This window comes from Aureimonas sp. AU12, assembly GCF_001463705.1.
Taxonomy (GTDB): Bacteria; Pseudomonadota; Alphaproteobacteria; order Rhizobiales; family Rhizobiaceae; genus Aureimonas.
In genome coordinates, this window is sequence record NZ_BBWH01000029.1 from 30,041 (window position 1) to 50,100 (window position 20,060).

Below are 20,060 nucleotides of genomic sequence, written 5' to 3' on the forward strand. Positions count from 1 at the left end.
GAGGTTGCGACTAAAAAGACCGAGAGCCATTTATCTAGTTTGACCAACTGCCTGACAATGCCTCGGCCTGTTTTAGAACGGTCTGTACCGCCGCGTCTTGAAGGTCCGGTGGATAGCCGTATTTCCGCAGAATACGCTTCACCAAAACTCGCATTCGTGCGCGTGCGCTCTCCCGATGAGACCAATCGACGCTGATATTGCACTTAAGGCTGACGAGCAATTCATGCGCAATCACTTTCAGGGATTCGTTGCCCATCAGCTCGACGGCGCTCTGGCTCTCGGCGAGAGCGTCGTAAAAGGCAATCTCGTCTTGCGACAGTCCTTCCGCTTCACCGCGCCTGCGGGCCGCGTGGATCTCCTTGGCAAGGTTTATTAGTTCCTGCAACACCTCGACAGTGCTGATTGCGTTCGTGTGGTAGCGGGCGATAGCGGCCTCCAAGCGCTCGGAAAAACGCTTGGTCTCCACCACGTTCGTTTTGGTGCGTGAGCGAATTTCATCGTTTAGCAGCTTACGCAAAGCCTCAAGCGCAAGGTTCTTCTTTTCGAGCTGCTGAACCTCGGCGAGGAATTCGTCCGACAGGATTGAGATATCCGGCGTCGTAACGCCGGCGGCAGCAAGTATGTCCACGATATCCGTGGATACCACTGCCCGGTCCAGGATCTGCTGGATTGCGAACTCCCGATCCGCACTGCTCTTTCCTGAGCTTTCTTGCGACTTCACGAGGGCGGCACGAACCGTCTGGAAGAAGCCCACTTCATCGCGGATGTCGCGGGCCTCATCGCTTGCGGAGGCCAAGGCGAATGCCTTGGAAAGCGCGAGCACTGCATCCTGATAGCGACGGTTTTCGCGGCGCTTGCCGTCCTCGCTGGTTTCCTTGGCCGCTGCGTCGTGCTGGTGATCAAGTATCCATTCGATCGCTTCGGCGAGCACCACCAAGCGCTGATGCGGCGTGCCAGCCAAACCTCGCGCATAGTCGAAGCCGTGGTACATGGCCTTCACGACCTCGTACTTCTCAAGCAGCACAGCAACCGCTTCGGCTTCATCTATCCCGGCGTGACGTTGATCTGAACCGGAATACTGGCCGAGTGCGTTTTTCAGATTCTGGGCTATCCCGATGTAATCGACAACGAGGCCAGCGGGCTTGTCGCGAAAAACTCGGTTTACCCGCGCAATGGCCTGCATTAGCCCGTGGCCCTTCATCGGCTTGTCGATATACATCGTGTGCATCGACGGCGCGTCGAAGCCGGTCAGCCACATGTCACGGACGATCACGAGCTTCAGCGTGTCATTTGGGTCTTTCGCACGCTTCGCCAAAAGATCACGCCGAGCCCTGGTTCCAATGTGTGGTTGCCAGCCTTGAGGATCGGCGGCTGAACCGGTCATTACCACTTTGATCGTGCCCGCAGCGTCGTCGTCGCTGTGCCAATCGGGCCGTAGCGCGATGATGTGGTTATAGAGCGCCACGCAAATGCGCCGGCTCATACAAACCACAATGGCTTTGCCGTCCATGGCGGCGACCCTATCTTCGAAGTGCCGGACCATATCGGTGGCAACCATCGCAAGGCGCTTCTCCGAGCCGACCAGTGCCTCAACAGTTGCCCACTTGCGCTTGATGCGCTCCTGCTCCGTCGTTGCCTCGTCTTCGGTCAGCTCCTCAATCTCGGCATCGATCTTTGGCTTCTCCTCTTCGGCAAGTTCGATGCGCGCGAGGCGGCTCTCGTAGTAGATTGGGACCGTGGCGCCGTCTTCTACTGCCCGGCTGATGTCGTAAACGTCGATGTACTCGCCGAACACGGCAGGCGTGTTCACGTCGTCCATTTCGATCGGCGTTCCGGTGAACCCGATGAAGGACGCGTTCGGAAGGGCATCGCGCAGATACTTCGCGAAGCCATAAGCGATCTCGCCGGTTTTCTGTTCGATCCGTGCCCGGAAGCCATATTGGCTTCGGTGGGCTTCGTCCGCGACCACAACAACATTCCGGCGATCCGACAACATCGGATAGATCGCTTCGCCAGTTGCCGGTGAAAACTTTTGAATGGTTGTGAATATCACGCCGCCGGAGGCGCGGCTAAGCGCCAATTGCAGATCGTCCCGGCTGTCTGCCTGAATAGGCGTTTGCCGGATTAGATCGCGGCACATCGAAAATGTGCCGAAAAGCTGGTCGTCTAAATCGTTGCGGTCTGTGATGACGACGATCGTAGGGTTCTCAAGCTCAGGACGCCGCACAAGCTGCCCGGCATAGAACGCCATCAGCAGGCTTTTACCCGAACCCTGTGTATGCCAAATCACTCCGACTTTTCGGTCGCCCTGGGGTGCCGACGCCTCAACGGTCTTGTCCACGGCGTGCCGCACGGCATGGAACTGATGATAGCCCGCGATAATCTTCGTGAGGCCCGAACCCGTCTCGCCGAACACTGTAAAATCGTGCAGCAGATCAAGCAGGCGGCGGCGATCAAAAATGCCTTCGATCAGAATATTAAGTTCCGGCTGGCCTTTCGCGGCAATGACTATGCCGTCCGTGGTACGCCAGGGCATGAAGCGTTCTTGATCGGCGGTCAGCGAGCCTACGCGCGCTGTAATGCCGTCCGACGTGACAAGGACCGCGTTCGTCCGGAAGAGCGACGGGATTTGCGACTTGTAGGTCTGAAGCTGGTTGTGCGCGCCCGCAAGCGTGGCGTTTTCGCCGCCAGGCGCTTTGAGCTCAATCACGCCCAGCGGCAGGCCGTTAATGAAGACGACGATATCAGGCCGGCGGTTGATGCTGCCCTCAATAACCGTGAATTGGCCCGTCGCCAGCCAGTCGTTTGCGGCGAGATCGTCGAAATCGATCAGGCAAACCTTGTCGCCACGGATCGTGCCGTCATCACTATAAAACTCGACATCGACGCCTTCGACCATCAGCTTGTGCAGGCGGCGGTTCTCTTCAACGAGCGACGGCTTCTCTGTGGCCAGCACCTTGCGCAGCGCATCACCGCGCGCTTCCGCCGGAATCGTTGGGTTCAGCTTCTCGATCGCTACCATCAGGCGCTTGACTAGCACCACATCGGCATACGCCTCGCGCTCCGGCGCCTTCCCATCCGGGCCGATCTGGGCATCCGTGGCAATCGCGTATCCAAGACCGGACAAATGATCGAGCACGACCTGTTCAACGGCGGCTTCGGAAAGATAAGCCATCAAGGGACCTCCGCGTCTTGAGGCGCAGCGGCCTTGGCTTCACGACATGCATTGAGCACAAGTTTGTAGGCTTCGCGGTCCACGCCGAAGAGCAGGCGAGACGTTTCGATCGCCAGGGGCACCTCTTCGCCGTCCGGAAGGACGACCACGGCGCGGATGAAGCCTTCCTCATCGAGTTCGGCACGCAACGTCGCGAACTCATCGATAATCGCATTCGACGCTTCAAATCGCTCGTAAGGTTCGAATGTGCGAACCGGATCGGGTTCCCGTTCGAGATAGGCCTCGTGAAGGAACGTGACGATCGCATCCGCTGCGAGCAATGCCGAGCGCCGATGATGAGCAGAAAGCCTCTTGCTTAAGCCTTCCTTCCCGTGACTTACGGTCCCAGCAACATCGCGAAACTTGCCGAGCGCTTCGGTGAGGTTGTAGTGCTGCGATATCACCTTGCTGAACGGGTCATCGCGACGTTCGACGATCGCCATCAAACGGAAGGCCGCGGAAACCCAATTGTTGAAACTTGGGTGCGCATTCCGAATTGGGCTGTCTGGCCACTTGTCGATCGGGTTCAGTGGATCATCCAGCTCCTGGATCAATAAACGGCAGGCGCATTCCACGAAACCCTTGGCCGCGTCGATGCAGGCGTCGTTCTCGTCCGCGAACTCTCGCTCAAGCGTCTCGAACGTCTGTTGCAGCATCGACGCGTGCCGCCAGTGGGTGGAAAATGCCCTGATCCCGGGATACCAGTCCGCTGACATCGCGACCGCCTCCCTACGCCACAAGCCGTTCGCGGAACTGATCTCGCCGGCTCCATGCAACGGGAGTGATCCCGTAGTTTCGAAGTGCGTCGGTCACGTTGCCTGCGATTGTTTTTTCGTTGTCGTTTAGGAAAGCAAATGGTTCCGATGTTTCAGACCGGCTGTCCTTGGTGTCGATCCACGCCATGATCAGATTCTGGGCCGTGCTACGGCTTGGATTGTTGATCGCACGGATGATCCGCTCAGAGGCCACCTTCGACTTCGGGATCACGAAGTCGAACATGTGATCGAAACCACTCTTGCCCGAGAACTTCACTCGCGGCGTGTATCGAATATCGACGCTTTCGAGCCAAGCCGCCACATCCTCGAAGAACAACGCTTCGATTGTCGAGGAGGCCAGGAAGAACATGTCGTGGACCGACAGAACCGCTTGGATCAAATTGTGTTTGCGTAGCGCGAAATTGTCGCTGGTCGCAGAGACCTGCAATTCGGTTGCCTGCTGCTCGACGCCGAAGCCGTTTAGGATCGTTCGTAGGATGGCCTGCCGCTTCGGGCTGTCCATCAGGCATCCCGACTGTTCAAGATCGAGCAGCGTTTCCCCACCATCGGTCAGCGTGAAGCCCTTGTCCGTCTTGCGAGCATAAATCTGGAGGTAGTCGTTATGCCGGTCGAGATACGGCGTCGTTATCTCGGTCCAGTCCTTCAGTTGCTTGATCGCGGTCTTGTCCCGCAGCCAGCGCCAATATCCATCAATCAATAGGTCGATTTCGCTCATGTGAAGAGCCCCCGATCAAATTCGGGCGGACGAGTGATGTTGCAGAACCGCATGAAATGGACCAGCGTCTGCCAGTGATCTGTCGGCTGCGTGAAAACCTCGGCCGAAATTGGAAATGCCCACCGATCACCAAACCCTTCGCGATAGAGATGCACATGCGGGCAGGCGATCTCTTCGTCGTCCGGGTTGCGATGCGGCGCGCCGCCGAAATCAATCCGCGCCAGAACCGTCGTCGTTCGCGCGCGGTTCTGTATCTTGCCTTTGGCTAGATTGATCCGACCGCGGCTGATATCGAGGTGAAAAGGCTCATCCCCGTCTGCCGAGATAAGCGGCACGACGATGCCGCCGCCCGTATCGGGCAAGCGCCAACGCTCTTTATCGACGCGGTGCTTCTCCATCGCGAAGAGGGTGTCGGCTTCTGTCTGGTTGAGCCAAACCGTCATGTGGCTTCCCCGACAGGCCCCTCGGCGTCCCTGACGTGAACCTCGCCGGACATGAGCTTTGGAAGGAGGAAATCACGTGTGCCGGCAAGCGTCTGATTCTCGCGGCGATTAAATCGCATGCGATGGAACATCGGCTCGATTGCAAGAGTAATCTGCGCCGCGAGTTCGACGCCTGGCAGCAGAACTTCCACCTCGCCCAGAATACCTGTGTTCAGATTTGGCATTGTGGCGCCAATGGCTCTGGCAGATATCCACTCTCGAACATCCGGTCGGTCGAGGTGGTAAAACAAATAGAGTGGAGGGCATTCGTTAGAACGAATACTTATTCGGAGGCAGCCGGTGCCACAAATCCATCCGGCTTCATCAGGACCTACCAGTGCCTTCCTCCCGATATCACCTCGGCGTCCGTAAACAATATCTCCATCAGTCATTGCGTGATCAGAGAGCTGCAGTGCCATCGCGGCCCCGATCCGGGCAATCCCATCTTCCACAATCTCACCGGAGGTCAAGTTCGCGGGCATTACGACCGGAATTCCCACTGGGAGATAATCAGATCGATGCAACTGGCTACCGAAAGGCCCAGTTCGTATCTGTCCTTTATTTCGAAATGCGATTTCTTTAAGCGTGCTAGTGCTCCAATCTTCAGGCTTGCCCTGATTGTCAATTTTGTTCGGGAAAAGCGACCAAATATCTGCCGCGAGATAGGGCGCGCGGCCTTCCATCTTGGCACGGGTGGGGCCGAAATCGACGAACCAATCTTTGAAGAGCGCTCGCGCCATCGCCTCCAGCGTCTCGTTCGTCCGCCGGTTCAGTTCAATCTTTTCGTCAAGCGCGCCGAGGACTTCGACGATCGAATCCTGAGTGTTTCGATCTGGCATGCAGATGTAAAACGCTTTCGCCTCCGGAAAGTAGATCGTCTGGTGGACACTCCCGACTGCGAACATTAACAGCGCTTCGCGCTCGGCGAGTAGGACATATTTGAGAAAATGAGGGTTTAGCTTGTCCGAGCAAATCCAGTTCACGAAGTCCTGGCTGGTTGACATCGGGCGACCCATGACGACGACGTAGCCCACGGAAGCCGTTCTGGATAAGCAAACAGTATCTTTTGGAAGCACGCGGGCAGAGGAATTCTCTATCCCGATTTCGTTTGTGGATTCAATTGTCTCGTGGATGACGCGGCCATGATTTCCTGTGGCATCACGAATACCGATCCAGGGGATCGACCCGCCCCAATACTCGGGGTGACGACGGCTCGGCGTATGGCCCGATTCGAGCCGGGCGACCGATGACAAGGGTGTCCAATTCCACCCCTCGGGAGCGGGCAGATTTGGCATCCCTACTGAGAGTGCATATCGCCCCGGGATAACGGCCGCGGTCGCATCTCGCCCGCCAGTTATGGTCTGGGCTCGCGCCATCAGCCAACCACTCGCTGGAGGCTTTCAACGATGCGAGCAGAAAGCGCCTCCGCATCCGCGAAATGGCCCTTGAGCTTTTCTGTCAGTTCCGCAAATCGATCGGCGAACAACCCGTCAGCATCGTTGACATCGGCAGTCCCAACATATCGCCCCGGCGTCAACACGTGTGCCTGCTGCCGCACTTCCTCGATCGTTGCGGCTTTGCAGAAACCGGGAATGTCTTCGTATTTGCCAGCATCGGCTTCGCCACGCCAAGCGTGATAGGCGCGGGTGATCCTACCGATATCGGCGTCGGAGAACTCCTTGCGTGTGCGGTCCACCATGTGACCGAGCTTACGAGCGTCGATAAACAGGATCTCGCTGCGCCTATCGCGCAGCTTGGCATTGCGGGCGATGCCGTTCGACTTGTCCCTGGCGAGGAACCAGAGGCAGACCGGAATTTGCGTCGAATAAAAAAGCTGGCCGGGAAGCGCGATCATGCAATCGACGACGCCCGGTGCGCCGCCGACGCCTTCGATCAGCGCGCGGCGTATCGTGTCTTCTCCGCTTTGCGTCGACGACATCGAGCCGTTTGCTAGCACCACCCCTGCCGTTCCACTTGGCCCGAGGTGGTGCACGATATGCTGCACCCAGGCGAAGTTAGCGTTGCTGGCAGGCGGAACACCATATCCCCAGCGCACGTCGTCACGCAGCCGATCGCCGCCCCAATCGGAGATGTTGAAGGGCGGGTTGGCGAGAATGTATTCGGCTTTAAGGTCGCGCAGCTCGTCCTTATGAAAGCTGCCCTCGTTGTTCCATTTGATGTCCGCGTCGATGCCGCGCACGGCTAGGTTCATTTTGCAGAGCCGCCAAGTCGTGTAGTTCGACTCCTGGCCATAGATGGCGATGTCGCCGATCCGGCCTTCGTGCTCCAACGCGAACTTCTCGGATTGGACGAACATGCCGCCCGAGCCGCAGCAGGGGTCGTAGACACGGCCCTTGTAGGGTTCGATCATCTCGACCATGACGCGAACGACTGAACGCGGCGTATAAAACTCGCCGCCGCGCTTGCCTTCCGAACCAGCGAATTGGCCGAGGAAATATTCATAGACCCGGCCGAGCACGTCGCGCGCCTCGCCCTTTTCCTGGCCGAGCGCGATCCCCGAGATGAGATCGATCAGTTCGCCAAGCATGACCGCGTTGAGTGCGGGCCGGGCGTAGTCCTTGGGCAGTACGCCTTTCAAGGTTTCATTTCGCTTCTCGATGGCGATCATCGCCTCGTCGATCATCTTTCCGATCGACGGTTGCTTTGCGTTCGACTGAAGATGCGACCAGCGCGCTTCCTTCGGCACCCAGAAGACGTTTTCGGCGGAATATTCGTCCGGGTCTTCGGCGCCGTCAGGATAATCGGCCAGTAGCTCGGCGCGCTTGGCCTCGAAGCTGTCGGAAATGTGCTTGAGGAAGATCAGACCCAGCGCAATGTGCTTGTAGTCGGACGGCTCCATGTTACCGCGCAATTTGTCGGCGGTCTTGAAGAGATCTGCCTCGAAGCCAAGATCGCCGCCATTTCCATTGCGAGCAAGTTTTGCGGGGAGTACGACAGGTGACGATTTATCAGTTTCGGTTGCACCGCTTAACGTGCTGCCGAGCGACACCGATCCTCCCCGACCGCGCCCAGGAACTATCGCCCCGCCGGCGACAAGCGCCTCTCTAACCGAGATGTAGGCTGCTTCGTCCCACTGTAAGGTTTCTCGTAGCCGCGCATTGCCCGCAGAGCCGCCAAGCTCAGCAAGGGCCACTAGGAACCGGTCCTTTTGCGCCCGATCAGCCATTCCAGCTCCACAAATTTTAATGCCCATTCTATCGGTACACGTCTCGGGTCATAAACGAGTCGCCAGCGTAATGTTGTAAAATCTACAATTTGTGACGTTTCGGGCTCAGTCCTGCCTAAGTCTTTGATCTACCTAATGTCCTCGACAGCTCGACAGTGCGGTCGCTCTTTTGCATGGCAGGCAACATCATGAAACGCGATAAATGATCGCTTTTCATGAGGTCGAGATGAAGCAGGCGCGCGTGCCAACTGATGCGGAGTTCAAGCGGGTCATGGCCGTGGTGGCCCAGACCAAGCATGCCGGGCGCAATCGGATGGCGTTCATGCTGAGCTATCTCGCGGGCCTTCGCGTCGGGGAGATAGCGTCGCTAAAGGTCGGCGACGTCATTGACGGTGATGGCGACGCGCGAGAGCAGCTCCGGTTGTCTGCAGAGGTCACGAAGGGCGGTCATGCGCGGGTGGTCTTCCTCAGCGAGCGTCTGCGGAAAGAAATCCGGCGTTATCGCCAGGACAAGGGCTTTTCGGTCATCGCCGTTGCGGACCCGTTGTTGGTGACGCAGAAGCGAACGGCCTTCTCCGCCAACACACTGTGTCAACTGATGGGGCAGCTGTACCGGCAGGCCGGCCTTGAAGGCGCAACCAGCCATAGCGGCCGGAGATGGTTCATTACGCGTTTGGCACACAGCCAGGCTGTTTCCGCGAAAGTCATCATGGAACTGGCCGGCCACCGAAATCTCTCGACCACTCAACGCTATATCGATGTTCGGGACGACCTGAAACGCGCAGCAGTGGAGCTCCTTTGAGCGTCTCTTTCAATCTTGACTCCTTATCGGCAATCCATAATGTTGCCGCTTCGCGAGCTTCACCGCGGGGAAAAAGACGGTGGAGAAGGATTTAGGGGCCATGATCCTGCCCTTCGTAACAGCCGCCAGCGCAAGCGAGGCTGTGTCTGCCAAGTCCAGAAAGAGCTTGGCAATGTCTCCAGGGGTCCATGGAGATTTCGTCTTTCGCGGGACGATCCACCGGCGTGCACTTGCGCGGCGGCGGGTCGTTTCGTATTGACTCGCCCGTCTTTGCAGTTGTCACGCCATCCCGTAACTCCTTCCATGGAGACGCAAATGGCGAGCACTCGCATCTATATCCCAACCCCTACCGGGGATCTAATCTCCCTCAATTCCGCGCGGGGCATGAGAATTCTGCCCGACGGCCGCGTGCTGTTGCCCGGCGAGGACAACTCCCCGGTCGCGGTCTTCGACCCTGACGAATACGAAGGTGTCGATCGCGATGAGGTGGTGAAGACGTTTCGGCGTCTCCTCATCGATCATGGGAACGGCAAGCCTGTCGTTCTGCCCGACTGGATGAAGAGCCTCCTGGCTTAAGCTATCGAAGCGTGGGCGGTGTCAGGACCCTGACATCGCCCATTCCTTATCGCGCGCGGTGTAAAAGTCCCGATGGGGCTCCGATGCGCATCTACACCGACACCTCATCCCGAGCTCTGATCCATGCAAGTCCAAGCGGCTCAGCCCCCGCTCGTCGTCCATGTCGGCCTCGACTCCGAATGGGTGACCCGTAGGGATCCCTTTACGGGGCAACCCGACAATCACGTCCTCAGCTATCAGATCGTCCTTGATCACGATGGCCGTCGAGTTTCCGAGGTCGTCTATACGACAGGCCCCTCTCGTCGAGCTCGTGTAAGTGAACGTTCACTTTTTCAGCGAATCTTTCGCAAAGCCATCCGCACTGGGGTGATACCGCGGGCTCCCGACCGCGTCATCGTCTTCGGACATTTCTTGAGGGCCGACCTCGTCCATTTTCAGGACTTCTGGGGTGCAAAGCGATCATTCGAGGGAATCGGTCGGACCTTTACGGGCTTGCTGAAGCGCGAAGTGCTCGACACTGGCGACGATGATGCCAGCAAGCGTGGAACCCTGAGTGCGATGATGCTACCGGCCAAACGCGGCGGGGCCCCTCATCTCGTCACGATCCGGTACGTGGACACCATGCTGCTGACGCCCGGCCGCGGAGGGCTAGCAAAAGCAGCCGAGCTGATCGGCACTGCCAAAGTTGCCCTGCCCGAGGGCTTCGCGATCGACCGAATGGACTTGCTCCTAAAGGCTGATCGCCGGGCCTTCGAAGCCTACGCGCTTCACGATGCAGAGATCGCCTTGGACTATGGGCTTCGCATGACCGAGATGGCGAAGTCGCTGGGTCTGGCTAAACTGCCTTCCACTTTGGCGGGCTTTGGACTTCGCATCCTGCGGGACCAGTGCAAGGCTGATGGCATTGACCTCGACGAAGCCCTCGGGCTCGAGCGCCGTAATGTCACTCGTTTCAACGATCGCACCGGCCAGTACCGGACCGCTACGACAAAGGAGCCCTCTTTCCGGCGGCTCATATACGAGGAATTCGGCGCTTCCGCTTATCATGGTGGTCGGGGCGAATGTTACTGGTTCGGCCCGACGCCCATCGGAACCTACTACGACTACGATCTGCCCGGCGCGTACACCACTGCCATGGCGATGTTGCGGCCCCTCGATTACGATGGCTACCGGCATACCCGTCACCTAGATGATTTCGAGGTCGACACTGTGGGTGCGGCTCGCGTTCGGTTCGCATTCCCCCGGGATACTCGTTTTCCTTGCCTGCCGGTTCGATCCGGCGACAACCTCTATTTCCCGTTAACTGGCGTCTCCCTCTGCACGGCTCCGGAATTAGTGCTGGCTCGCAGAATGGGTGCGAGCATCGAGATCCTTGACGGCGTGGTGATCCCCTACGCGTCCGATACTCCCATCTTCCAGAGCTTTACCAGGCTAATTCAAAGCCGCCGGGCAGCCGCGCTGAAGGGCAGCCTGGAGGCGATGATTTGGAAGGAGATCGGCAACAGTCTCTACGGGAAGACGGCTCAAGGGGTCCATGTGAAGAGGGTCTTCGACCCTCGACGAGGTCGAATGGACAGCATGCCTCCGTCGCCAATTACGTCGGCTTGGTATGCCTCTTACGTAACGGGCTTTATCCGAGCAGTGCTGGGCGAGATTCTCTCCGCGATCCCCGCACACCGCATCGTTGTCAGCGCGACGACTGACGGAATCCTGACGGATGCGCCGCTGGAGGAGATCGACGATCGTGGTCCTCTATGCCGCGAGTTCCTCAGCCTTCGACATCGGGTGTTCGGGACGGCGGCGCTGCTGGAAGAAAAGCACCGCGTGGCACAGGTAGTAGGGATGAAGACGCGGGGGCAGGTGACCGGGGAGGAAATTCCCGGCTACGCACCTGTTCTGGCAAAGGCTGGGGTCAAGCCGGATGCGCCGGTGGCCGAGCATAACGAGTACATGCTGGAGCTTTTCCTCAATCGAGTGCCAGGCCAGAAGCACCACCGGACCTCGCTGATCGGCCTGCGAGAGATGTGGATGACCGAGAGCGACATGGTCAGCCTATCCCGAGAGGTCACGCTAAACCTGGAGTTCGACTTCAAGCGGAAGCCGCAGACGACCTCGGATCAAGCGGTTCGAGGGCGATCCCATCTGGCCTTCGATACCCAGCCTTGGTCAACCGTCGAGGACGCAGAGCGTGCTCGGACACGGTTCCGGGGGTGGACCCGCGGGCATCAGCGCATCCTTCGCACGCGCGAAGATTTTCATGCCTGGCAAGCTTATGAGGACCTTGCCGAACGTGCCGTGCCAGCCGGCGTGGGGCTGCGATCCGACGGCACGCTGGGGCACCTTTTCCGCCAGTTTCTTCGGGCTCTGGTTCGCGATGAGTGGGGGCTGGCGTTGGACGGCCGTAGCTATCGGGACGTCGCGGACTGGCTGACCCTTAAAGGTTACGAGTGTGGGATGGACGACCTAAAGAACGCCAAGCGTAAAGGCGCAATGTTGCTGCCGCGCTCAGTGGCCGCGGACAGCGAGACGATCCCTCTGCTGCGAGTGATCCTCGCGGAATTTGCCGGCTTGGATCTGGAGCAGATGATTGTTCCGGATCAACTGTCTTGGGCTCGGGAGGTGCTCGAAACCTCCTGACTCCGGGACTTCAACAGGTCATGGCCGGCAGGCCATGACCTGTTCAGACTCTGCAGACCGCAGAGGCTCGATTACTCTCATGGCGATTAAGGTGATCCGAATGCATTTTTATGGAATGTTCTACAATGTTATCGTGGTGGAGGCCGCAGTATCAGAGCTTGAGAAATTCATCTGCATGATGGGTCAAGCGGCAATACATGCGTCCGTTCGAAGCAATGCCAATTATCCGAATGAGATCGTTGGACTAGGCGATACTGCGGGATGCAGCCTTAACGGGCAGGGCATTGAATGGGAAATCCAACTGGACCTGTGGTCTCAAAAGCCGAATTATCCTCCGGTGTTCCGAATAAATTTGTCGACTGAAAATTGGAATGTTCAGGTTAGAGTTTTCTTCGACCGTGCCTTTGAGGGTAGGGCTGATGAGATATCAGAAGACGAGACCATCGTAGCTATTCCGCCAGCTCATTATGTACTGCTCAGTTCGCTGCCCTTGGATACGCGGGCGATCTTTCGGTCCGTCAGTCTGTTCAGGCTTGCGCTGGATCGGAAACCCTCGGTGGTTCCGTATCGGCGGAGAGCTAAATCATAAATACCCGAATTGCTTCGGGAGAAATATGATGGACGAACGTTTGCAACGGCTGAGATCTCGACTGGTCGAGGAATGGTATGACTGCCGCTGGAGCCGCCGTGATCAGAAGCGTTGCCGCCACCTAACGCCAGGGATGGAGTCGCAGCGACAAGCCGTGATGTGGAGCCTCCGAGGATCCCGCGAGGACCTGATACTTCGCATGCAATCGTGCGGGGAGGTGGATGAGCAGGACAACATGCGGCAATGCCGCGTGCCGTTGTGTCCGAGGTGCCTCATGCTTCGAAGGGGTGGGGAAACCAAACGGGTGATCCGCGAGGAGTTCGCTGGCATTGGGAACGACAAGCTCGCGCTACTCACCGTGCTGATGCCCGTGGACGCGGATCTTGCGTCGATGACGAAGATCATGGCGCGGGCGGACACGCGTATGCGTAACTTCATCGTACGTCAGCGCGAGAAAGACGCGCGATGGAACGACGTGCACCTCGTCGGGTACTGGGAGTTGGACCGCCTTCGCGCGGATGAGATCGCGGGCCAAGGGCGCAACACGCGCCTATTCCTCAGGCAGAGCGGCGTTCCGGTCACGGCATCAGATGCCACGCTATGGCTGCCGCATTTCCATGCGATCGTAGCGCTGGGCGATGTCTCTCGAGAGGAGTTCGCCAACGCGCTCCGCAGCTACGGGTGCAAGGCGGCGTACCAGGTGGACCTCCGAGCCTTTGATACGAGCCGAAAGGTAGAGAAAAATCTTCAAAGCATCGTTCGATACGCGAACAAGTTCCGCATCGAGCACGATTACAAGGGCATGCCGGTTTTCGAGGACGCTGAGGAGGAAGATCCAATCCTGTTCAAGCGGAACTGGTGGCCGCAAGAGGACATTCGCGCTTACGCAGGTTGGCTCTGCGGGGAACACAGCGGGTTCCAGTCAATGCGTATTCGAATTGGAAGCAGGCAATCGAAGGAAACGACAATCACTGAAGAGGAGGACGTGTCTGCTATCAATACGTCAGTGGCGGGACATGCCGAGCTACCAGAGGATCTCGGATTCTCTGCTAGGTATAATAATATGGTACAAGATACTAACTGGATCTACCGGAACAATCGCTGGAAGCTGGCCGCAGCACTGGATCGCAACCTCATCGTTTATGAAGACTTCGACTTTGGGTGCCACGCGGATCCGATGCCCCTTCATACGGCAGGTACGGTATTAGCCTTGACGTCAACTGCGCATTCTCAACCTCGGCCGATCGCGACGGGGTAACCTGCTGCATCTACACATCACTAGAAACCGTCTGCGAGTGTCATAGAAGCTCGTTTGCTGCGGTCGTGAATGTCGGCGGTGCTAAGCGCTTGAAATTAGAAGACACTGTCATTCAAATAGGCATTATGCTGAAACAACACATTGCGCCGCTTTCGACCCATTTCCGTCGTTGACCCCATGTTGACAATGACCGAAGGTGGCCTTCAGGTCCGCGCGACCGTAGGTAAGGCGCGGCAAGCGAATTTCTGAGGTGTCTTTAGAACCTCAAACGACTTGGACCTGAAGTCTGGTCAGCGGTACGCTTCAAGGACGACCCCAAAATCCGTTCAGCAACGAGGCGGCCTGCCGAGTTGGCGGTCGTACGCGCTATAGGCTAGCGACCTGTGAGATGCCATTACCCGCACCTTCGTACGGGTCACGCTTTCGATGAGGGGGGCCGGACATGCCAGAATGGAATGAGTACAGGATCGCAATCCCCCGGGACGGCGAGCGGATGAACAACGTTTCCCAGCTCGTGGAGGTACACCACGTGGTTCACCCACCCGCGGCGAGAGCCATTCTCGACCATGGAAGCATTCGCGCCGGTATCGTCCATGACGAAAGCCGGATGAATCAGACGCGGCATGCGGTCATCTGGCTTTCGGCGAACCAATGGCAACACGGGTCTCTCTACGGCACCGTTCAGTTCACCTTTCCATGGCTGCAGCTGATTGCGGGAAAGCACTTCTATTGGGTCGAAGCCATCCGCTACCAAAATCCTGCCTACAGGATCCTGATCACTGATAAGGATCTCGGTTCTCTCAAGTTCCTGACCCCGTACGATCCGTCGGTGGACAGAGGTCCCCTTCGGGAAAGAAACGGAAACTGGTACTGGAATTCCCGCGATACATCCGAGTTCATGGTGGACGGAGACCTCGATCTGTCCCATTGCATCGAGTTCAAGGGCGTTCAGCACAAGCGGAATGGATGTAGGCTCTATGGCCCGGGCTGCTCGGAACGGAATAACTCTGCCTTCGTCACCGGGGGCCGGATGCTCGCCTACCTGCTCGCTAGCGGAAACCATGCATTGGATCCTGCCCTGCGCATCCAGACCGAAGGATTGTCGAGGAGCCTGTCGCCGAGCGTCGACCAGGGGGTAAGCGGCATCTGGTTCGATCTTGTGACTGCCGACGCTGCCCGTTTCGACGGTGAGGTGAGACAGCGGGAGCGGTCCGTGCCTATTGTGCGTGGCGCTCTGGCGCTACTGGGGGCCGGCCGGCCTTATGAAGCACGCGAACTCGTTGCACAGCTCAATGACGAGACGGTGTTCAGGGCTGCCCTGACCGCGATTGTGAACGATCACTTCGGCATAGATGACTGGCGGTTGATATCTTAGCCTTGGGAGGCGGGTCACCGACGAGCACTCATCGGTGTAGGGCTTGCATGGAGCGAAAAGAACATGTCGAACAGGGTTGGGCTTCGGTGGATCACCGACGACGCGGCGGAGCACGAGTCTTTTCGGCCCGAGCATGCCGTTGGCCCGTACCTAACCGTCAGCGAATCCGACATCGATAGCTTCAACGATGCATTCTCGGACGAGATAGATTCGGATTTTGCATCGAGCATCTGCTGCTGCGACGTGTGCTTTGACGACTTCAGGGACCATTGGCCGGACGTGCCGTTCCGCAGAATGGAATTTCAGACCCAGTCCATGGGCGTGTTCTACGCGGTCGAGAACACCCGGCTCACGGGGGTCTGGAGTCCTGCGGAGATCTCAACCCTGCGCCATTTCGTCCGATGCGAAAGATGCGGTGAATACGTCGCAGGCAACATCTGGATCTATGAGCACACCTTCAGCGACGTGGCGGCGATCGAAAGCCAGATCGACGAGTTGCTGACGATCGGTGACGAAACGCCTTTCCTGATGCTTGAACACGAATTCGCTCGCCGCGTGCTGGCTCACCTCCGAATCGCCGTCAAACAAGCCGGTACATTGGCCGCCGGCACGTCGCTGTTCCGTGCACGTACCGCGGCGAGTATATCCTCTTCAGGTCAGTACACTGGCGATCTGCAGGCCTACGCACCGCCGCCGACGCGGCTAGTCGTCGAAGGACGCTTCAACCACGCCGGCACTCCAATGCTCTATTTCGCGAGTTCGCCCGAGGTCGCCAGCGCCGAGATCGGCGCTCCGGGAGAGCCGTGTTTAATAGCGGAGCTGGTGACCTCACGTCCGCTCGTTTTTCTCGATCTCGTCGAGATCGACGAGGGTGATCCGGGGCACGAGCTAATGGCGCCGTTGGCGAGCTCTGCACTTCTGGCCGCACCCCGAAGCGGGGAGGGCTGGCTGAAGAAGCAGTATGTCTTTTCCCGGTTCGTCGCCGACTGCGCCCGTGCGGCCGGCTATGACGCAATTCGGTATGCGTCGACCAAACGCATCGACGGGGCCAACATCGTGATCCTTGTTCCTCCCCTTCGCATCGAGGAGATTGTCTCACTCGCCGGCATAGAACAGTCGGTCGGGCTCGCTGCCTCGAAACGCTACTGAAGATCGGCAGGCCTCGCGGCTAGCCTCGAGACTACTATAGAGTGGCCTTGAAGCTCAGACCGTCGCGAGACTTTTCGAAGCGGATGCCGGGGTATCGCGGCGAGACCTGATCATCCCAGTCTATATTCATATGCTCGACGTCGCTGCCTGCAATGTCATGCCACTGCCCTAGGGTCGGCAGAGGAGGTCTCCAGACTATGACCACGTTCCAGAACTGCTCTTCATCAGTACGGTAGGACACCAGCTCCCGGCTGAGCAGAAAAGCCTCCGGCAGACGGCTCGAAAGCGACGTCGCGTTCCGGAACTCCGTCGCAATCAGCTGACGGGCCGACAGTCGAACGGGAACGCCGTATTCGAAGTTGGGCAGGGGCTCCGTGCTCTGCGGCCGCGTCAGTTCCTCGTGCAGCAGCCCGCTGAGAAGCCGGAGGTCGCTGCCGTTGGTACAGCGAATTTCCCGCCGGACGAACCAATCATGGAGATGCTGCGCGGTATCCACCGGCGCGTGCAGCAGCATGTCGGGGAAGCTATCCGAATACTGCTCATCTCGTCCGAACCGGACGGAGGCGTTCTCGCGTTCGTAGAGAGGGACGGATCGCTTCATGTTGCTGCGGGCGATGAACAGCTCGAACAATATCCAGCCCCGCCGGCGCATGTCTTCGCGATCGTCGGCATGATCCTGGCCCGCTCTACTGACAAAGCATATGTTGTCGCACTCCGCGACGGTCTGTCGGATGGTGTTCAGACCGGCGGTGAAGAGCCTGTTCTCGTGGGCGTTGCGCGGGCGCTGTGGCAGACTCATATAGTCGTACCAGAAACATGTACCGGCTTCATGATAGTGGTAGTCGTCGGCTAGGTTCCGCAATGCCCTGAGCTGCCATCCCGAAGGATCGGGATGGTCTCGGCCGTCCCAACGATGCGTCACGAACATCGGCGTCCGGCGCAACGGCTTCGCCGCGATCAGCTCCGGGTAGGATCGCACTATCGTCTGGAAACTCGGAAGCCTTGCACCTGCCCCCTGCAGCACGCTCCACCTGCCAAAGGCTTCCAAGTCGATGAACAGACCGGCCTCCGGATTGAGCATAGGTCTTGTAGTCCCTGACGAGTCTTCTATGGCCGATATGCGGCCTGACTGTTCCTGTTCCTAGCGAACCGGAGCCCGTCGGTCGAGACCGGAGGCATGCACGAGCAGCCGACCCGCCGTTCGGCTAGCACGCGCCTCAGGAGCGACCGCGACCGCACTGCGGCCGACTAGGCCCTGTTGACAATGTCCTTCAGCCACATGCGCGATGCAGCGAGGCAGAGGAAGGCCAGGAAGGATTTGGCGGTTTTGTCGTATCGCGTTGCGATGCGCCGAGCCTGCTTCAGCCGGTTGAACATGCGCTCGATCCGATTGCGATCCTGATACTGACGGAAATTGCAGGCAGCCGGTGTTCGACGGGTGGCCTTGGGTGGGATCACCGGCATGACGCCCTTCAGAAGCAAGGAGTGACGATCCTCGTCGCCGTCGTAGCCTTTGTCGGCGAGCATCAGGCGCGGCTTGCCTACCGGCATGGCCAGAAGGGCGGGAACGGCTTGGTAATCGGAGGTCTCTCCGCCCGTCAGCACGAAGCCAAGAGGGTGTCATTGACCGTCTGCACGGGCATGGATCTTCAACGTAAAACCGCCGCGGCTTCGACCAAAGCCCTGCGTATGGGTCCCCCTTCAGCGCCCGCTGCCTGCGAATGGCCGAGAACGGTGGTGGAGTCGATCATGTGCTGCTAGTCGTCGGTCAGCCCCAGCTCCACGAGCGTCTCCAGCATGGCGTCCCAGATGCCCTGTTCGGCCCAGCTCCTGAACCTCACGCAGACTGATTCCACTTGCCGTAACCCTCGTGCATGTCGCGCCATGGGCAGCCGGCGTGCAGGACAAACAGCATGCCATAGAGGAAGCGGCGGTTGTCATGCGATGGACGAGCCTTGCGACCTCGTTCGCTCGGCAAAAGCTCGCCGATGATGGCCCATTCTTCGTCCGACAGATCGCCTCGCGCCAATGCAGCCTCCCTAAAAGGAAGCTTTGAATCACGCTTCAGACGAGCTGGGAATCCAACGGGCGTCATAGAGCGTCACTGGCTGTGGTCGTGCCCTTTGGCGCACTCGTGCTGCATCAGGGATGCGGCCGCGCCTGCTGACGCTCACGGGCTGTCCACAGAGTAGATGCGGCAGCTTTCCAGCTTCGTAAACATTCGATCGCTAACGAGGTCGATCGTGCCACCTGGTTTTAGCAGGTAGTCTTGGGATTTCTGAAGCATCGGGGAGGTTGTGAACGTCGCGCGTACCCCTTGGCCCTGCTGGCACGTGAAGCGGACTGCCGTGAACGCCGTACTAGTGTCGTTGATCACATGGAACCGCGCAAGGCCGCTGCCGCTGATTTGCTCGACGCTGAACGATGGCACCACCACTGGCGATTGCCGGAACCGAGCTTCAGCAATCTGGCACTGCGTTCGTGCGAGATCGTACCGGTAAGTGTCGCGGATGCTGAGCGACAGACGACGTTCGCCTGTGCCTTCCCCTGGTGGCAGCCAGAAGAAGCCAGCAACGGCGGTCATCCACGGCTGTTCTACCGGTTCGCCATTGCCGTAGTAGCCCTGGCAGGCGACACGCGCATGCTCCAGCCAGTCGTGGCTGCGGTTGATCGCCTCCGCCATGACTGTCTCCCCGGTAAGTCGGAACCTGAAGTCCACGGGGATAGCGGTGGTCACCTCATACGTGGGGTTCTTGGGCAGAACGCGATCAAACACCGGCTCCATCATCACCACGCCGATCAGGGCGGTAATGACGATACCGCCGGCCAGACTTCCGCTGTCCCATTGCTGGGCTGACACGGCAAAGCCGACGACTGCCAGTGCCACGAACCCATAGATGACAATCCGGACCGGCTCCACGTTCAGCCAAGTGACCGCTACGTAGCCGATGGCGATTACCGCGAGCACGGTCCAGAACCGCGCGACCGCGATGTGAAACGGCAGCGCCAGCAGCCGAAACACGATATCGATGTTGCGGATCAATGCTGGACCGGCTCTTCATGCGGGAGACTTGGCCGCCCCTCGTACGCGCCGATGCTCCAGCTCAAGAGAATGATCCCGCTCTTGCGGATCGCGGTCTCTGCGGTCTTGATCGTGTGGAGCAGAAGGGTCTTCTGCGCCTCAGGAATGCCGGACCCGCTGATGGTCGCCGCGGCCTTTGCGTGAACCCCGCCGAGAACGGCGAAGTCCCTCATCAGATCCTGGGTAAGGTCCCGAGCTTCCGCATCGGTCATGCTCGT

General features: G+C 58.7%; 18 protein-coding genes. 7 read left to right on the forward strand and 11 right to left on the reverse strand.

The features are described 5' to 3' along the window. Window positions 1-34 precede the first annotated feature (34 nt). The 6 genes from AUL33_RS12605 to AUL33_RS12630 are packed head-to-tail and all read right to left on the reverse strand — an operon-like array spanning window position 35 to window position 8,197. A complete protein-coding gene (locus AUL33_RS12605; RefSeq protein WP_062208399.1) occupies window positions 35-3,175 on the reverse strand; it encodes a type I restriction endonuclease subunit R in 3,141 nt (1,046 codons plus the stop codon). After that, entirely contained in the window at window positions 3,175-3,930 is a 756-nt protein-coding gene (locus AUL33_RS12610; RefSeq protein ID WP_062208559.1) for an abortive infection family protein, read from the reverse strand. The genes AUL33_RS12605 and AUL33_RS12610 overlap by 1 nt, the downstream gene beginning before the upstream one ends. Window positions 3,931-3,943: 13 nt before the next feature. Beyond that, window positions 3,944-4,705, reverse strand: a complete 762-nt coding sequence (locus tag AUL33_RS12615; RefSeq protein ID WP_062208402.1) for a DUF1829 domain-containing protein — start codon at window positions 4,703-4,705, stop codon at window positions 3,944-3,946. After that, window positions 4,702-5,148, reverse strand: a complete 447-nt coding sequence (locus AUL33_RS12620) for a hypothetical protein (protein ID WP_062208405.1) — start codon at window positions 5,146-5,148, stop codon at window positions 4,702-4,704. Before AUL33_RS12620 ends, AUL33_RS12615 begins: the two co-directional genes overlap by 4 nt. Next, entirely contained in the window at window positions 5,145-6,563 is a 1,419-nt protein-coding gene (locus tag AUL33_RS21640) for a restriction endonuclease subunit S (protein ID WP_082652563.1), read from the reverse strand. The genes AUL33_RS12620 and AUL33_RS21640 overlap by 4 nt, the downstream gene beginning before the upstream one ends. Further along, window positions 6,563-8,197 (reverse strand): class I SAM-dependent DNA methyltransferase, encoded by a 1,635-nt coding sequence (locus AUL33_RS12630; protein ID WP_244492194.1) that lies wholly within the window; start codon window positions 8,195-8,197, stop codon window positions 6,563-6,565. Before AUL33_RS12630 ends, AUL33_RS21640 begins: the two co-directional genes overlap by 1 nt. A 379-nt stretch (window positions 8,198-8,576) precedes the next feature. On the opposite strand from AUL33_RS12630, the gene AUL33_RS12635 reads away from it, so the two are divergent. The 7 genes from AUL33_RS12635 (at window position 8,577) to AUL33_RS12665 (ending at window position 16,760) form a co-directional block, all read left to right on the forward strand. Next, window positions 8,577-9,176 (forward strand): site-specific integrase, encoded by a 600-nt coding sequence (locus tag AUL33_RS12635; protein ID WP_244492196.1) that lies wholly within the window; start codon window positions 8,577-8,579, stop codon window positions 9,174-9,176. Between the two features lie 315 nt (window positions 9,177-9,491). Further along, window positions 9,492-9,752, forward strand: a complete 261-nt coding sequence (locus tag AUL33_RS12640) for a hypothetical protein (RefSeq protein ID WP_156419396.1) — start codon at window positions 9,492-9,494, stop codon at window positions 9,750-9,752. Between the two features lie 492 nt (window positions 9,753-10,244). After that, on the forward strand, window positions 10,245-12,389 hold the full coding sequence (locus AUL33_RS12650; RefSeq protein WP_192843188.1) for a DNA polymerase: 2,145 nt from the start codon (window positions 10,245-10,247) through the stop codon (window positions 12,387-12,389). A 79-nt stretch (window positions 12,390-12,468) separates the two neighbouring features. Next, a complete protein-coding gene (locus tag AUL33_RS22195; protein ID WP_156419398.1) occupies window positions 12,469-12,978 on the forward strand; it encodes a hypothetical protein in 510 nt (169 codons plus the stop codon). A gap of 304 nt (window positions 12,979-13,282) precedes the next feature. Continuing rightward, window positions 13,283-14,236 carry a hypothetical protein gene (locus AUL33_RS12655; RefSeq protein ID WP_156419399.1) on the forward strand — a complete coding sequence of 318 codons (954 nt, stop codon included), beginning with the start codon at window positions 13,283-13,285 and terminating at the stop codon, window positions 14,234-14,236. A gap of 493 nt (window positions 14,237-14,729) precedes the next feature. Beyond that, window positions 14,730-15,611, forward strand: a complete 882-nt coding sequence (locus tag AUL33_RS12660; protein WP_156419400.1) for a hypothetical protein — start codon at window positions 14,730-14,732, stop codon at window positions 15,609-15,611. Window positions 15,612-15,674: 63 nt separating this feature from the next. Then, window positions 15,675-16,760 carry an RES family NAD+ phosphorylase gene (locus AUL33_RS12665; RefSeq protein WP_062208431.1) on the forward strand — a complete coding sequence of 362 codons (1,086 nt, stop codon included), beginning with the start codon at window positions 15,675-15,677 and terminating at the stop codon, window positions 16,758-16,760. A 34-nt stretch (window positions 16,761-16,794) separates the two neighbouring features. On the opposite strand, the gene AUL33_RS12670 is transcribed toward AUL33_RS12665, so the two are convergent. The 5 genes from AUL33_RS12670 to AUL33_RS12690 form a co-directional block, all read right to left on the reverse strand. Next, entirely contained in the window at window positions 16,795-17,841 is a 1,047-nt protein-coding gene (locus AUL33_RS12670; protein ID WP_062208434.1) for a hypothetical protein, read from the reverse strand. Between the two features lie 167 nt (window positions 17,842-18,008). Next, entirely contained in the window at window positions 18,009-18,365 is a 357-nt protein-coding gene (locus AUL33_RS22800; RefSeq protein WP_244492198.1) for a transposase, read from the reverse strand. Window positions 18,366-18,597: 232 nt separating this feature from the next. Further along, on the reverse strand, window positions 18,598-18,789 hold the full coding sequence (locus tag AUL33_RS22805; protein WP_244492200.1) for a transposase: 192 nt from the start codon (window positions 18,787-18,789) through the stop codon (window positions 18,598-18,600). A gap of 141 nt (window positions 18,790-18,930) precedes the next feature. Beyond that, on the reverse strand, window positions 18,931-19,803 hold the full coding sequence (locus AUL33_RS12685; protein ID WP_062208437.1) for a hypothetical protein: 873 nt from the start codon (window positions 19,801-19,803) through the stop codon (window positions 18,931-18,933). After that, window positions 19,800-20,054: a hypothetical protein gene (locus AUL33_RS12690; RefSeq protein WP_062208440.1), complete on the reverse strand. Its 255-nt coding sequence runs from the start codon at window positions 20,052-20,054 to the stop codon at window positions 19,800-19,802. Before AUL33_RS12690 ends, AUL33_RS12685 begins: the two co-directional genes overlap by 4 nt. Window positions 20,055-20,060: the final 6 nt, after the last annotated feature.